The organism is Prevotella sp. E13-27, assembly GCF_023217965.1.
In the GTDB taxonomy this organism is placed as follows: domain Bacteria; phylum Bacteroidota; class Bacteroidia; order Bacteroidales; family Bacteroidaceae; genus Prevotella.
On the sequence record NZ_JALPSC010000001.1, the window covers coordinates 1,832,135 to 1,848,754 of the forward strand.

A 16,620-nucleotide genomic window follows, 5' to 3' on the forward strand; every position below is an offset into this window, starting at 1 on the left:
AGTTAGAATATTTTTTTGCGCTCAATTGTTATTGCTTCGCAAGGAATGATGATGCATACAGTCGTTCCTTTTCCTTCCTTAGTGAAAATATAAATCTTTCCGTTCATTTGCTCGATAATCTCTTTGCAGATGGGAAGTCCCAGTCCTGTTCCGTTGTTGTTGCCTGATGCAAAACGTTCGTAGATGTGCTTCAGTACGTCGGGAGCTATTCCTGAACCAGTGTCTTCGATGACAATCATGAGCCTGTCGCCCACATAGTCATAGCGTGCCCTTACAAATCCGGAATCGGTATGTTTGGTCGCGTTTGCTATAACCTGCTCAATGACTCTTCCGATGTTTGTGTCGTCAATATTGACAATAATCTTGTCAAAGCGATTCTCTACAATATACTCAACGCCTTCTTTTTGCTGGTTTGCCCATCCTACGTAGCAGTGCCCCTCAAATGACAGAGCGAAGTCTGTTGGCTGCACGTTGTATTCAATCATGTGGGCATCAAGACGTGACAGGAACAGTATGTCGTTGATGAGGTCTAACAGGTAGGTAGAGCTTGACTTTATCTCGTTTATGAACAGAACCTCGTCTTCTGGAGAGTGGGGCTGCTCGAACAGTTCCGAGAAACCTACAACGGAGCTCAGTGGAGTACGTATCTCGTAGCTCATGTTCCTGAGGAACGAGTTCTTCAGCGTCTCTATCTCGTGTGCCTTGACAGTTTCTTTCTCAAGCATTGCCTCGGTGGCTTTTATGGTACTGATGTCGCGGCACATTCCGAAATAGGAGATGACGTTTCCTTCGCTGTCGAGTGTCGGTACGAAGCGCAGTAGTAGGTACAGTGGTTTGCCGCCTGCCCTAAGTGTGGTACATACCTCTGCTTCAATAGTTGTCTTCGAGCGGTTGTCCATGTTGTTCAATGCGCGCATGACAGCTTTTTGAGATATGTCTGCTGTGAGAGACATAACTCTGGTCTGTGTCAGTTCGTGCTGAACAATGTTATGAGACTTGTTTATGGACAGTATATGCGTATCAGGTGAGTAAGTCGCTATGCGCACACCGCCTACCTCCATCACATAGTTGATGTTGTCTATATAGTCGATAAGCTCTTTGTTCGCTTCCTTTTCTTTTCTGATGCCGCGTTGTATGTTACGATAAGTGTCAACAGTTTCTGTTATCTCCATACCTGTCTCATAGGCACACAAGAGATTACCATCTTTGTCTCGAACAGGTACAATCTGCAGATTATACACAATGGGTTTCGTCAGCTTGCGTGATATGATGCTGTTTTTAACTCCATTGTAGTTGATGAAGCGTGTAACATTATAGTAGTCAAAGGTGTCGTAGTTGAAATCTGGTATGTCAATAATCTGACGCAGGCTTACGCGGTTGCGTATTGTCTCGTCAAGTGACATCTGAAGTGTCTCCTGAGCACGCTCGTTCATGTTCACTATGTAGCCGTCGCGGTCGAAATAAATCATGTCAACAATGGCTGTGTTGAAGATTGAACGGTAGAGGATGAGACGTTCCTTCGTTTCGCGCAGGTTCTTGTTCTTTTCGGTTATGTCGTTGCATACAGCCATAATCACTATTGGCTTCCCCTCTTTTTCTCGTACTACGGACAATGTTATGGCATAGGTGTGTACACCTCCGGTAGGGTCGCTTTCAGCAAAGGTGTTTATGTCCAATGAGATGTTTTCGCTCTTTTTGCTTACGATGTCGTTAATGGAAGAGATGACTAAGTCGTGACTTTCCTTATCCAAACGACTGGTGAATTGTTCGAGCGTGTAATTGTGAGTGGGTATGCCCTCGTTATTTATCCAGATGAAGCATTGCTTGACTACATCGTAGAGCCATATGCTTGTGCCGCTTGCCCGCATGATAAGGGCGAGACGACTATTTCGCTGCTTGCTGCGGGCATTAGCTTTGTTCTCACGATAGCGAACGTAAAATATTATTGTGGTGAGGAAGATTGCCAAAACAACTAAGATGTTAAGAATATGCCATACCCATGTAGGTATTCCGCTATTCTGTTTTTCGGGATAGAACCATTTGTTCCTAATCGTGACGACACGTCCATCGTTGCGCAGCTTGGAGTATAGGCTGTCGAGCTTATGCAGCAGCAGCTGGTCGTTGGACATGAACTTGTATTCACCATCAGGCATGGTGACGGGCGCTATCTGTAGCTTGTTAAGGTGGTTGGCGCGTATTAGCCACTTCAGGGCAGCGGTGTTCCACAGTACTTGTCCTTTACCCTCACTGCCAACCTTCTTGACTGCAGACTCCATGTCTTCAAACGTGCGTATGCTGTTGCCCCATCCTTGCTTTTCTATGAGGTAATGGCTGAAACTACCGTAGTGTACGAATACCTGATGGTTCTCTATGTCTTCGAAGGTGGTAATGGGCTGCTGTTCTCCTTTCGGCCATACCACGCTGTGAGTGAACAATGAAACAACTTGTTTGCCAAAGATAGTGTATTCTTCATTAAATGGAGCTTGCATGCCAAGAGTCAGGTCAGCGCGCTTGTCTTTAATGTCTTTTAGCACGTCTGCCCTCACTTTCAGCTTAGTGACATGTGGTATACCGAGCTGGTTGAGCAGTATGTCAACAAGTTCAACATTGAATCCCATTGCTATGCCTTTGTCATCATTGAAGGCATAGGGCCAGATGTCAAAGGCATCTTCATAGACAAGTGGGTGCTCTTCAGTGTACTCCCTGGCGTATTCTTGAGGGATGGAGTCTGTTTCCACACTGTCAGTATCTGCTGCATACAGATGTGGTGACGCTAAAAGCGCGAGAAGTGTGAAAAATGATATGATGGTGAGATGTTTTCTCATGTTTTTGTGGATTAGTAGTGGCAAAAGTAAGCAAAAAACTATAATTATCAAAACTTTTCCTTTGTTTTTTGATTTTTCTCCGTTAAAATTGTCATTTTTGCTTCGTCTTGCCCACTAATCTCTCTCCAATATCCAGTCTCTGCATTGTTCCATTAACCATTTCGGGGTGGATGTTGCTCCACAGATGCCTATGGTCTTTACGTCTTTGAGCCATTCTGGTTTTATCTCGTCAGGCCCCTCGATTAGGTAGCTGTTTGGATTTACTCTCACACACTCATTGTAGAGCACCTTGCCGTTGGAACTCTTGCGTCCGCTTACGAAGAGTATGAGGTCGTGGCGTGTGGCAAACTGGGATATGTTAGGCATCCTGTTGGCCACTTGTCGGCAGATGGTGTCGAAGCTCTGGAAGCTGGCTTCAGGTGAGATATGCTCCTGAATATATTCAATGATGCGATGGAACTCGTCGAGTGATTTCGTGGTTTGTGAATAGAGGTAGATGTCACGTGTGAAGTCGAGGGATTTCACATCGTCGAACTTCTCTATGACAATGGCCTTCCCGTTGGTCTGTCCTACAAGTCCGAGCACCTCGGCATGTCCGTTCTTTCCAAAGATTACAACCTGGGCTTTGCTGTCGTTGGTCCATTTGTCCTTTATGCGCTTCTGTAGCTGTAGCACCACAGGACATGTGGCATCGATAATCTCAATGTTGTTGCGTCGGGCGGTCTCGTATGTTGCAGGTGGCTCGCCATGGGCCCTGAGCAGCACTTTCGCATTTTGTAGGTTTGCCAGCTCCTCGTGGTTGATGGTGATGAGACCCATCTGTCGCAGACGGTCACATTCCATACCGTTATGTACTATGTCTCCAAGACAGTAGAGGGTGTTGCCTTTCTGTAGTTCTTCCTCGGCTTTCTTTATCGCTGTGGTAACTCCGAAGCAGAAGCCGCTGCCATTATCTATTTCTATTTGAAACATAGATTAGTGATGTCACTTTTTAAGATGTTGATAATAATCGTCGAGCAGCTGTTGGGCGGCGACGAAAGATGTCTTCTGGCCTGCAAGGACTACTTTCTCTGCTTGCTCCAGCTGTTGTTGTATGAGAGGATTGTTATAGAAGTTCATGCGAAGATGCTCGTTGATGCTCTCATACATCCAGTATTTTGCCTGTTCGTTGCGACGATAGTCGAAATATCCGTTGTCCTTGACGAAGTCTATGTAACTGTATATCATGTCCCATATCTCCTTGATGCCTGTGCCGTAGAAGCCGCTGTAGCAGAGCACCTGTGGCAGCCAGCCGCTGTCAGGCTTAGGGAAGAAATGAAGGGCGTTGCGGAAGTTGGTGGCAGCCATGTGGCAACGGTCAACATTGTCGCCGTCGCACTTATTGATGACTATGCCGTCGCTTATCTCCATGATGCCGCGTTTGATGCCCTGTAATTCGTCGCCTGTTCCCGCAACCTGTATGAGCAGGAAGAAATCGACCATGGAGTGACAGGCTGTCTCACTCTGTCCTACACCCACGGTCTCTACGAAGATTTTGTCGTAGCCGGCAGCTTCGCAGAGGATTATTGTCTCACGCGTCTTGCGTGCCACGCCTCCGAGTGAGCCTGCTGATGGGCTGGGACGTATGAAGGAGTCGGGATGGAGGGCAAGCTTCTCCATGCGCGTCTTATCGCCGAGTATGCTTCCCTTGGTGCGTTCCGATGAGGGGTCGATGGCGAGAACGGCGAGCTTGCCTCCTTTCTCTTTGAGAACGTGCATTCCGAACTCATCGATGGATGTTGACTTGCCTGCTCCTGGCACGCCACTTATGCCTATGCGTATGCTGTTGCCGCTATAGGGGAGAAGTCGCTCAATGACTTCCTGGGCCTGCTTCTGATGGTCGGGGTTGACGCTTTCAACCAGTGTCACAGCCTGTGAGAGTATGGTGACATCGCCTTTGAGGATTCCTTCAACGATGTCGCCTACTGATAGCTGACGACGCTTGTATCTGTTTCTTTGCAGATAGGGGTTGACTATCGATTGTTGCTCTACGCCGCTGTTTACTTGTAATCCTGCATATTCGGCACTGTTCTCTGGATGTTCCATGTAGAATTATTGGTTTAGGTGGAAAATCATTTTACGTTTATTGGTATGATGACCTTTGACTTGTCTGGGTCGTTGGTAATCATTAGGATACGTGGTTTTGAGCGCGACTTCAACAACTGTTCGCGGTCGCCTTTTATCTTCAGTGTGGTGCGCTCGCCAGGGTTGAGCTGTCGCTTGCCAAGTGTTACTTCTAGTCCACGTGTAAACATCTGCATTGATGAAATGTTCAGCGCTGTGCGACCTGTATTTGTTATGGTGATGACGCCTTTCTTTACTTTCTTGCCGTTGACGATTCCGATGGTGACGCTCTCACTTGAGAACTTCATGTGAGGGGCATACTGTTTGTTGCTGCCTTCGAAACTCTTCAGGTCGGGGAGAAGAACCACGGAGATGGGAAGCTCGTTGTCAGGCGTAATCTTGTCGCCAAGATGGCTTGCGAGATATACTGATGTCTGAGTAAGTCCGAAGTCGTGTATATGCTCTGAGTTCAGCGTCACGAACACCTTACCAGCCTGTCCGGGACGAAGCTCCTCTGGCACGCTTACAGCTGTAAGGTAGGGTGGCAGGTGCTGAATGTTTGGCACCATGGGTTTCAAGCTGTTGTTGAGCACGTTGATGACATCCTCAGGATGGTCGCCACGGTTCACGTCGTCGAACTCAAGCACGTTCTTGTCTGCCAGCAGGTTGCCCATAGCGAAAGGATAAGTGCCGCTGTAGTCTTTCACCTCTGTCAGTACCACGCCTGTCATGGTGAGATAGAGGCGGTTGGTGGTTTGTCGTGAGTTGTGTGAGCCTGAATGGCGCTGGTGATAGGTCACGGCAGCCTGCTTCTGGTAATGGCCGAGCATGCGACCGTCATAGACAAGCTTTATCTCGCATTTCTCGCCAGCATTGAGGTCTTTCTTTGCCAGTGTTACCTTCGTACATCCGCAGTCAGCCTTCACGTCGTCGATGACTATTCGCCTTGAGCCATTGTTTTTCAGTTCAAATACGGCTGTTGCCGGCATCCTGTAGCCTGTGCTTCCGCAGTCTATGGCGTCTTTTGTCGCCACGAGTGACTGTCCTTTCGCTGCTCCTAATGGAAGCAGCAGCATTGTTAGTCCTATTATCAGTCTGTTCATGTCTTCTTTATTTCTCAACATTAAGTTTTACCGACCCCGTCATTCCACGATATTCAGGAGCGTAGGCACAGCCAACGGTGCATGTGCCTGTCTCGTAGATGCCTGGACGGTCTATGTAGTATTCTGTCTCTATGACATGCTTTCCTTTTCGCATCATGTCAAAGAAGTAGTGAGTGGCGTTGTCGCGTGGCGAACAGTAGGCACCGTTTTGATAGCCGCTGAGCTGTTTCACTGGCTCCATGCAGGCTGCACGCTTGTCCACAATCTGCACGAAGTCATAGTCGCGGTCGGCTGTGATAGTTAGGCGCACCTTTATGCGATCGCCGACTTTTAGAGGTGAGAGGTTAGAGGTTAGAGGTGAGAGGTGAGAGGTGAGAGGTGAGAGGTCGGATTTGAGTATCTCGCGCTTCACACTGATGCCGCTCTTCTGGTCGCTGATGTCGGCTGTGGGCTGCATGAACTGGGCATAGACAGCGCCCCAGCTGGTACCTTCAGAGGTCTTCTCGGCTGTGAGCTTCTTTTCATTGTTATATGTCTGGGAAGTCTTAACATAACCAATACCGGCTGTTGCCTTGCTCGTCTCAAGGGGTTTGCCATCAATGCGGAGAGCTGTGCTTGGTTGAGGCTTTAGCTTCTTACTGTTTCCGTTGAGGAAGGCATAGATGGCGTTCACGCTGTTTATTGGCGTGTCCCAAGCCTGTGTGCGCTTCTCCTGAAGCAGCCAACGGCGCATCTCGTCAATGGTCTTTGTGTCGTTAGGCGTGAGTTCCTGTATGGCTTCTATTGCAGCGACCTGTGTGGGTATGCGGTAGTCGTACCATGAGTAGCTGGCACGCTGTGTGTTATAGAAGCGTCCCATTTCCTCTTTATATACGGTGTATTCTTTCAGACTCTTAATGTACTGAGGCGAGTTAAGTATGATAGCTGACATGGCCTTCTCGTAGATGGTCTGATTCTTGATGTCCTTCTTAAGCAGTTTCTTCAGGTAGTCCTGTGCCTCTTCCGTCTTTGCGTCAGAATAATTATTGTTGAGACGAGTGATATAGAGATATTGTAGAGCTTTGAAGGTGGGGAAGTGCTGCTTAACACCCTTCTTCTCCTGCTTCTTCATTTCGGCAACCATCTCTATTATCTCTTTGTCCATGTACTCTATGGCTCTATTGAGCATTTGTCTAAATTGTTCCTGCTTGCCCGTAAGCTTCTTTAGGCGCACAAGCATCTCGCTTACCTCAACAGTCATGTAGAATGAGCTTGGCATGCCTTCCCACCAGCTCCAAGAACCATCGGCATTTTGTAGCTTCCTCAGTTGGCTAAGTGCAGCTTCGATGCGATGCTCCATCTTGTTGCCATCAAAGAAGTCGCTGAGGCGCTGCTTCTGTTCGGCTTCGCGCTCAGCATCGAGCACCCAAGGAGTCTCGTTAAGAAGGATGTCTTTCAGCTCCTGGTTGTTCTGAAGCGAAGAGTTAAGCGATGAGTACGTGCCTTTAGCATCGGCTGCAGCATCCTTCTCTTCCATCTTCCACATGTCAAATGTCTGTTTGGCCTGTGGATTCTGACTTATTATGTGCTTGCCGAGGCAGTTGGCATAGAGCGATACAGCCTGACTGATGGCATTCTTCTCGTTGGGAGTGCCAAGGGTAGGAAGCGACTGAATCATCAGCCATGCAGGACTGTTGGTATATTCGACTGTGAGTCGCGTCTGATTTGCGTTCTGTGGATAGAGCTTCGCAAGGTCTATGGTCTTAGTGCCTGGCTCATTCTGCGTGAATGGTACTGTAACAGTTACGCGTTCGCGGTTTGACAGTATAGGAAGATAGTTCTGCTCTCCGTCGCTGAAGGTCTTTCCGCTGATGCTCATCTTGCAGATGAGAAGCGAGTAGTTGACAAAGGCAGATCCATCAAGTTGGAAGGCAATAGCGTTTGACTTATTCGCTTGGAGCGTTTGGTAAGAACGCTCGTCGTAAACTACCTGATCGCTTTCGGGGTCGATTAGCTGAAGGCGTACGGTTCCGCTAAGCTCATTGTCAGTCATGTTTGATACGCGTGCAGAGATAGTGGCTTTGTCGCCAACACGCAGGAATCGCGGCATGTTGGGCTGTATCATTACGTCCTTCTGGGCAATGGCCTCTCCTTCTATATAGCCGTGCATCATGTCCTTCGTGTGGGCAATGCCCATGAAGCGCCATGTGGTGAGGCTCTCAGGCAGAGTGAACTTGATGCTGACTGTGCCTGTGGTGTCTGCTGTCAGCTGTGGATAGAAGAATGCCGTCTCCTGCAGGTTCGTTCTAACTGGTACGTCGGCATTTGGTTCTTCGCTGACACCAGACTCTTCTGCATCGGATTTGAGGTCGGCTTCTTCGCTCTCAACGTTGGCTGCTGAAGAATCAAAAGACTTCCGCTTTTGTAAAGCGACCTCGTTTAAAACCATACTACTTTCATCTGCTGTAGCTCCTATGGCAAAAGACTTTCTTGTGCTTGCTGCTTTGTACACCATAGGATATGAGATGAATGAATAGGGTAGGCACTCTGTATCGAAATGGCTGAAGTCAAGAGATTTAACATCCAGATAGCCTTCGTGCTTTGAACCATTACAACTTATGTGCCCCCACTCGCTGAAGTTCCAGCTTAGTGATGGCATTGACAGCCAAGTATAGGGCTCGAGTCGCCATACTTGCTTGCCTGTAATCTGGTCGAGGCTCTTGTCGTAGAGAGTGGCAAGAAGATTGACTCTTAGAGGTGAGAGGTTCTTTGCAAGCAAAGCGTCGCTTCGCGCCGAGCGAGAGGTGAGAGGTGAGAAATTGGAGGATGGAGTCTCAATCTTTAGTGTCCACTCTTCCTGCTGGCCAGGGGTGAGACGGTCGCGGAAGGTCTCCCATCTCATCTTCAGTTTTTTGTCAGGTAGCGGACGCTTTATCTGAATGCTATTGGTATAGGTCTTGCCATCGCGCATCCAGGCATAGCAGAACGTCAGTCCGTTACCGTATTCGGACTTGTATGTTAGCTTGCGGTTGAAGAGCTCGTTATCACAGTCAACAGCACCTTTCTCAATAATCTCGTTGCCAGCAGCAAACGTATAGATGATATGTACGTCGCGCGAAGAGCCTACCTGAAGTGTAACTGTTTTACCATCGTCAGGGAACTGCGTGTCCGACACGTAGAACCATTCGTCGGTATCGGTGGCAGGACGCTTGTCATCAAGCGAGAAGATGGTGAACTCATGGCGTAGAGTGTCTTTGTCGTAATAGGCTGTCAGCTCGTGCTTTCCGCTCTTCAGCTTAGGAAGGACGATAGTTGCACCAGCTTTTACGGAAAGCTTCTTTCCGTTGTCAATGCTGTAGCTCACCATTGCATCAACCTCGTTGCCAGCAGCGTTAAGTACATGAAGCTTGTACTGTGCATCGCTCTCTGCCAGAATCTTTTCTGGAATGTCTGTGGTGACAATGGTCTTACGATTTGACAAAGGCAATGTGAGCTTGCCGTTTCGCGTCTCTCCGCTCATGTCGGTAACGTCGGCGCTGACCACGAAGTTACAGAAAAGAGGAGACCTGCTTTCTGGCATGACAAAAGGCACCTTCACTTCAAACGTTCCGTCGTCGCCAGTAGTTGCTTCACCGTTTAGGATGCTTCCGTAAAGATTGCTTTCGCCAGCGAAGCCTTGTTGCCAGTAGCGTGAATAGGACACCCACCAGAAAGCCATGTTGCGGTCAATAGTGTATTTTACCTTGGCTCCCTGTATGGGCACACCGCTATAGGTGCGGGCCGTGGCGCGAACGGTGAGGGTATCGCCATCCTTGTAGTCTTTGTCAACTTTTTCGAATTCAACATAGAATGTAGGACGCTTGTATTCCTCTACGCGGAACGACTTTGAGCCTCGTCCTTCGATGACAATGCTGTATTGTCCTGTAAGTCCTGATGAGGGCAGAGTAAAATCTGTGTTTACCACGCCCATCTCGTTTGTCGTGAGGTCTCGCTCGGCAATAGTCCTGTAGTTGGCATCGTGAAGATTAACCTTAACTGCTTTGTTTGCCACAACCTCATGTTCGAAACCTTTTTTCGTGTCATAGCATACCACTGCTACCTGTACGGTCTGTCCTGGACGATAGATGGCGCGATCAGTATAGATGGCTGCGTTTTCCCTTGTTCGGTCGTTTTCATAATAGCTGAAACGTCCGTAGGTGTCCTGTTCAGGACATGAGCTGTCATCCTTAGTTGTGGCATACAAATAGTCTGGCTGTGAGTCGGACTTGTAATGGTAGATGCATTCACCGTTCTTGTCTGTTGTCAGCGTGGCAATAGTCTTATGCGGCTTCCTGTATCCGTTGTTTTTCCTCAGTTGCAGCTTTGCTCCAGCTATTGGCTTTCCTGTTATAGCGTCAACAGCTACATATCGTGTCTTGTTGCCAGGCAGGGACTGAGTCAGCCCCCTTACTCTGCTGATAAAGAATAGCGCACGCGACACCTCTGTCTGTGGCTCCGTCTTCACCTCCATCATGTAGACTCCTACTGGCAGTCCGTCAAGTGTTAGCGTGTCGTTATACAACTCGTAATCCTTCTTACCGCTATATTTACGCGTTATCGTTAGTTCTGGCTTTTTGGCAAGAAGTGACTTCAGCTGTTTGTAGTCTTCCTTATCGTTAGGATTGAGTTTTGTGTCTCCATTTGCATTAACCTTGAAGATGTTGATGGAAATATCGTTGATGCCGCGCAGGCTACTTAAAAACAATTTCTGCTGTCTGTTCGGAAAATAGACCTGATGTTCCAGCGTGGCACGGAATTGAAGTGATGTCAAGGCACGGCGATAGTTGCGCAGCTCGTTCATTCGCTGCCATGAGCCCCATCGGCTTAGTGCTTCGTCAATATATTCTATCTTCTGCTGTGTGCTTGCATTGGTGTGACCTTTCATGAACTCATAGCGTACGATAGCCACCTCACCACATTCTTGCAGGTCGGCATACTGATTGGCAAGTGAGTCGAGACTGCGGATGTAAGCCGATTCTGAATAAGGCTTCCTTCCACTGGGCGCACCATCCTTTATCATATAGAGCGCACTGAACAATTGTGCACGACGATTATCCGTTGTCATGTAATAATCGTGCATGGCCTTAAATTGTTTAGTCTCATGTCCTATGAGGCTAAGCAGGTCGTCACCATAAACATTACTGCTACTGCCTTTTATCACGAAAGGCTCGTAAATATCGGCCTTTACTGCAGCCAGAGCAGCAGGATTCTCAATGGCTTTGCTGAAATAGTCCTTGTAAATCTTTCGCCAGTCAGTACTGAGCGTCGTGTTTTCTTCATAGATCTTTCCTAATACAGCATAATAGACAGCCTTCAGCGGCGTGTCCTTCACATTCTCTGCCTTTTTCTGAAGTCTGATAACTTCAACTTCCAATGAGTCAGGATCGATGGCGCATTGCAGACGTGCTATAAGCACACCAGCCTTTAGCAGATGACCGTATGCCTTTTCACGTTCGGCTTTCTTCTCTATCTGTTTGAGAATACTTATCTGAGTCTGTGGCAGATCCTTTTTTGCAGCATCGTCAGACTGCTTCCACAACTGTGTGAAGCTTTGTCCGCTTACTGTTGTAGCGAATAAAACAAGTGTGAGAATATGTATAATCAGTCTCTTCATGTATGCGCGTACTTTTATTTATAGTATGGAATTCTGCTACAAAGTTAGTAATTTCATTTGTTATTGAACACAAAACGCCAAATATTTAATTTTTTATTACAATGTATATATTTCGAAAACATAGTGAGACATAATGCGAAACGTCTTTCACGAAGTTCTGCTACTTTTGCAGACAAATTGCTAACAACTAAAAAAGTAAACCTTTAAATCATGAAACGTTCACTACTTTTCCTGCTGTTGTCAGTCTTTGCGCTGATGGTTAAGGCCGACAATATCACCGTCGATGGAACATCGCGAAACTACATCGTCTATGCACCAAGCAATCTGGGAGCAAAGCGCCCACTGCTCATCTCCTGTCACGGAATGAACCAGGATGCCAACTATCAGAAGAATATGCTGAAGATTGAGTCGGTGGCTGACACAGCTAAATTCGTAACGGTGTTCCCTAACGGCATTGATAAGGGATGGGATATATCAGGCGACCGTGACATCAAATTCGTTACTGCTATCATCGACAAGATGATTAATCAGTATGACATCGATCCCAACTGCGTGTATCTCTCAGGCTTTTCAATGGGTGGCATGTTCACATATCATGCCATGAACAAGATAGCTGACAAGATAGCTGCCTTTGCTCCTATAAGCGGCTATCCACTTGGAGGCGGCAACTTTACCAGTTCGCGCCCTGTGCCCATCATCCATACTCATGGTACTGGCGACGATGTGGTGACCTTTAGTGGTGTGCAGAGCATCCTTAACGGATGGATTAACCGTAACCACTGTTCTACGACTCCTGTCGTCACACAGCGCTATCGCGGTGCTGGTCATATCACACGCCGTGTATGGGGCAATGGCGATGACGGCGTTGAGGTTGTATTGATGGAGTTGGCCGACAAAGGTCACTGGATTTCTAATGATAATGGCGTCCTTACAGGCGATGAGATATGGAAGTTCTGTAAGCGCTACTCTCTTCAGTTGAAGAACCCACAGGTACGCATTACCTCTCCGAAGAGCCCCATGACGTATGTCACAATGGGTGGAAAAACACAGCTTGACGACCTGACGATTACTGCAACAGCGAAAGATCCTGATGGCGGAACCATTGAAAAGGTGGAGTTCTATGATGGCAAAACACTCCTTGCAACAGTTGATGCCGAACCTTACACAGCTACCGTCTCCAACCTGAAGGCAGGAGCGCACAACATTCGTGTGGTTGCTACAGACAACGAAGGAAATGTGGGTGAGTCAACGACTGTTATTACTATTGTAGAGCCGGCAGGCGCAACAGCCTACGTAATAAGTAATGTGTTCACTACCGACGGAAGCGTGCCCGAAGGGTGGGTGACTTATGACGGTAAGGAGAAGCGCGTGGGCTATAGCGATGGCTACTCACAGGGCAGTCGCATTATGCATCTTACTGCTGACCAGAAAGATTTTGAATGGGGACTATATACTCGAAATGTGGAGGGAAATGCTCGTGCTGGATATGCACGCTTCGGATCCAAGGAGACAACGATGGTACTCACGCTCAACCCTGGTAACTATGAACTGACACATCGCGTTGCCAACTGGAACATACCCTCGTTCTCACCTATACGCGTTGCCGTAGAGGATATAAACGGTAAGACCATTCAGGAGGAAGCCTTCACACCAACAGCAAATGTAGGCAACAGCAAGACAAGCTCGTTTAGTGGCACTACCACAGGTCGTTTCCGTTTCAATATTCTTGAGACGACACGCTGTCAGGTGACCTTCTATACTTCCGACGGCGCGTGGAGCGACCTCATCATAGGTAGGGCGACTGTAGCACGAAAAGGCGTTGTGCCATCGGCTATTGAGGAGGTGAACAACGAGAATGATAAGCTGTCACTCGACAAGTGTGACCTCTATGACCTCCAGGGACGTCTCGTTACAGGAAAAGCCTCTAAAGGCGTGTATGTTGCATGTCCTGAAGGAGAGAAACTGCATGACGGCAACGCTAGGAAAATCCTCGTGAAATGACGAGATAATACATCTAAATCAAAAAAACGAGAGGAAAAATCAAATAACAATATTTTCGTATTGTTTGTTTTAGTACTTTTGCAATCACTAACTGATTTGCTATTACTAAAACAAACAATATGGAAACAAAGAAATGTTTTTTTGCCGTAGATCTTGGAGCTACAAGTGGCAGAACCATCATTGGCTCTATCAACGATGGACATGTTGAACTGGAAGAAATAACACGCTTTCCAAACAACCTGATAGAGCAGGGTGGTCACTACTATTGGGACATCTACGCTCTTTACTTCGAGATAATTCGCGGCTTGCGCGAAGTGGCAAACCGCAACATAGAGATAACATCGATAGGCATTGATACATGGGGCGTTGACTTCGTGTTTATTGGCGATGATGGCGCTATCCTGCGTAATCCGCGTGCCTATCGTGACCCCATCACTTTCGACGCAATGGATGACTATCTGAAGCATGTCATCTCGAAGCGTGAGGTCTATGACATAACAGGCATACAGTTCCTTAATTTCAACTCCATCTTCCAGCTTTACGCCATGCAGCGTGAGGGCAACACAGCATTGAAGAACGCTTCGAAGATACTCTTCGTGCCCGATGCACTGTCGTGGATGCTCACTGGCAACGAGGTGTGCGAATATACCATCGCTTCTACGTCGCAGCTCCTTGATCCCCGCACAAAGCAGCTCGACGAGCGTCTGCTCGCTTCCATCGGACTTACACGTTCGAAGTTCGGACGTGTGGTGAAGCCAGGAACTGTCGTTGGCGTGCTCACTGAAGAGGTGCAGCGTCTCACAGGCTTAGGACAGGTGCCCGTCATCGCCGTTGCAGGTCATGACACAGGCTCAGCAGTCGCTGCTGTACCTGCGAAGGACGAGAATTTCGCTTATCTGTCGAGTGGAACTTGGAGCCTCATGGGTATTGAGACAAAGGATGCCATCATCAGCGATCTCTCCTATGAGCGTAACTTCACCAACGAGGGAGGCATAGAGGGTACTACACGTTTCCTTAAGAATATATGTGGCATGTGGCTCTATGAACGCTGTCGTCTGGAGTGGCCAGAGGAAGTACGCAAGCTCTCTCATCCAGAGTTGCAGGGACAGGCTATGGGCGTTGAGCCCTTCCGTTCGCTCATCAACCCCGATGACCCGATGTTTGCTGCGCCCACGTCAATGATTGGTGCCATACAGACCTATTGCCGTGAGAGCCATCAGCCCGTGCCGGAGACACCGGCAGAGATATGCCGTTGCATCTTTGACTCGCTTGCCCTTCGCTATCGTCAGGTGTTCCAGTGGATGCAGGAGTTCGCTCCTTTCAAGCTCGATGTGCTCCATATCATCGGCGGCGGTTCGCTGAACAAGTATCTGAACCAGTTTACTGCCAACTCTACAGGTGCCACCGTCCTTGCAGGACCTCAGGAGTGTACTGCTCTTGGCAACATCATGCTTCAGGCAAAGACAGCCGGCATGGTGAGCGATATATGGGAAATGCGTAAGATTATTGCCGATTCCATCGAACTTGTGAAGTATGAACCACATGATCGTGCAACATGGGACATGGCGTTCGACCGCTACCTCAGCATCGTCAATGGTGTCATAAACGGCAAGGAAGAAACCGAGAAGTTGTTTAAGTGAGAGGTAAGAGAAAGAGATTATTTTTAATATAAAAACAATATTATTTATGAAAGCTAATTTAATAGAACAGGCTTATGCCGTAGCGAAAGAGCGCTATGCAGCCATTGGTGTTGACACCGACGCAGTACTTGACCAGCTCCAGAAGCAGCAGATTTCTCTGCACTGCTGGCAGACCGACGACGTCGTTGGTTTCGAGCGCAACGATGCCCTCTCTGGCGGTATCCAGACTACAGGTAACTATCCTGGTCGTGCACGTAACATCGACGAGGTGCGCAAGGACATCGAGTTTGTGAAGACGCTCATCGCAGGTAACCATCGTCTGAATCTCCACGAGATCTACGGTGACTTCGGAGGACAGTTCGTTGACCGCGACCAGGTGGAAGTAAAGCACTTCCAGAGCTGGATTGACTGGGCCAAGGAGAACAACATGAAGCTCGACTTCAACTCCACCTCGTTCTCACACCCCAAGAGCGGTGACCTCACCCTTTCTAACCCCGACAAGAGCATCCGCGACTTCTGGATTGAGCACACCAAGCGCTGCCGCCGCATCGCCGACGCCATGGGTAAGGCACAGAACGACCCATGTATCATGAATATCTGGGTGCACGACGGTTCAAAGGATATGCCTGTTCAGCGCAAGAAGTATCGTGAGATACTCGCTGCTTCTCTCGATGAGATTATGGAGGAGAAGCTCGATGGCGTGAAGAACTGCTTCGAGGCTAAGCTGTTCGGCATCGGTCTGGAGAGCTATACCGTTGGTTCACACGACTTCTACACAGCTTACTGCGCTACACGTAAGCAGATGTACACCCTCGACACCGGCCACTACGAGCAGACAGAGAACGTCAGCGACTTCGTTTCTACACTGCTGATGTATGTCCCTGAGCTTATGCTCCATGTCTCTCGTCCTGTTCGTTGGGACTCTGACCACGTAACCATCATGAATGACCAGACCCTCGATCTCTTCAAGGAGCTTGTTCGTTGCGATGCCCTTGACCGTGCTCACGTAGGTCTCGACTACTTCGATGCTTCTATCAACCGCATCGGTGCATACCTCGTTGGTACACGTGCCACACAGAAGTGCATCCTTCAGGCACTCCTCGAGCCAAAGGCAAAGCTTCGTGAGTATGAGAACAATGGTCAGTACTTCGAGCGTCTCGCTCTCATGGAAGAGGCTAAGTCTATGCCATTCGGCGCTGTGTTCGACTACTTCAACCTGAAGAACAACGTACCTGTTGGTGAGGAGTACATCCAGTGCATTCAGCAGTACGAGAAGGACGTAACATCAAAGCGCTAATCTCACGTCCTTTGATAAA

8 protein-coding genes are annotated in these 16,620 nt (G+C 48.2%); 3 read left to right on the forward strand and 5 right to left on the reverse strand.

The features are described from left to right. Nucleotides 1-2: 2 nt before the first annotated feature. From M1L52_RS07260 to M1L52_RS07280, 5 genes are all read right to left on the reverse strand, one after another. Entirely contained in the window at nt 3-2,825 is a 2,823-nt protein-coding gene (locus M1L52_RS07260; protein ID WP_248614264.1) for an ATP-binding protein, read from the reverse strand. A gap of 114 nt (nt 2,826-2,939) precedes the next feature. Further along, on the reverse strand, nt 2,940-3,797 hold the full coding sequence (locus M1L52_RS07265) for a 4-hydroxy-3-methylbut-2-enyl diphosphate reductase (RefSeq protein WP_248614265.1): 858 nt from the start codon (nt 3,795-3,797) through the stop codon (nt 2,940-2,942). Nucleotides 3,798-3,809: 12 nt separating this feature from the next. Beyond that, entirely contained in the window at nt 3,810-4,910 is a 1,101-nt protein-coding gene (gene meaB / locus M1L52_RS07270) for a methylmalonyl Co-A mutase-associated GTPase MeaB (RefSeq protein WP_248614266.1), read from the reverse strand. 26 nt (nt 4,911-4,936) lie between these two features. Beyond that, a complete protein-coding gene (locus M1L52_RS07275; protein WP_248614267.1) occupies nt 4,937-6,031 on the reverse strand; it encodes a DUF1573 domain-containing protein in 1,095 nt (364 codons plus the stop codon). 7 nt (nt 6,032-6,038) lie between these two features. Next, a complete protein-coding gene (locus tag M1L52_RS07280; protein ID WP_248614268.1) occupies nt 6,039-11,663 on the reverse strand; it encodes an alpha-2-macroglobulin family protein in 5,625 nt (1,874 codons plus the stop codon). Nucleotides 11,664-11,873: 210 nt separating this feature from the next. On the opposite strand from M1L52_RS07280, the gene M1L52_RS07285 reads away from it, so the two are divergent. From M1L52_RS07285 to M1L52_RS07295, 3 genes are all read left to right on the forward strand, one after another. After that, on the forward strand, nt 11,874-13,664 hold the full coding sequence (locus tag M1L52_RS07285) for an Ig-like domain-containing protein (protein WP_248614269.1): 1,791 nt from the start codon (nt 11,874-11,876) through the stop codon (nt 13,662-13,664). Between the two features lie 119 nt (nt 13,665-13,783). After that, nucleotides 13,784-15,304 carry a rhamnulokinase gene (locus tag M1L52_RS07290; RefSeq protein ID WP_248614270.1) on the forward strand — a complete coding sequence of 507 codons (1,521 nt, stop codon included), beginning with the start codon at nt 13,784-13,786 and terminating at the stop codon, nt 15,302-15,304. 46 nt (nt 15,305-15,350) lie between these two features. Then, a complete protein-coding gene (locus M1L52_RS07295; protein ID WP_248614271.1) occupies nt 15,351-16,601 on the forward strand; it encodes an L-rhamnose isomerase in 1,251 nt (416 codons plus the stop codon). The last annotated feature ends 19 nt before the right edge of the window (nt 16,602-16,620 follow it).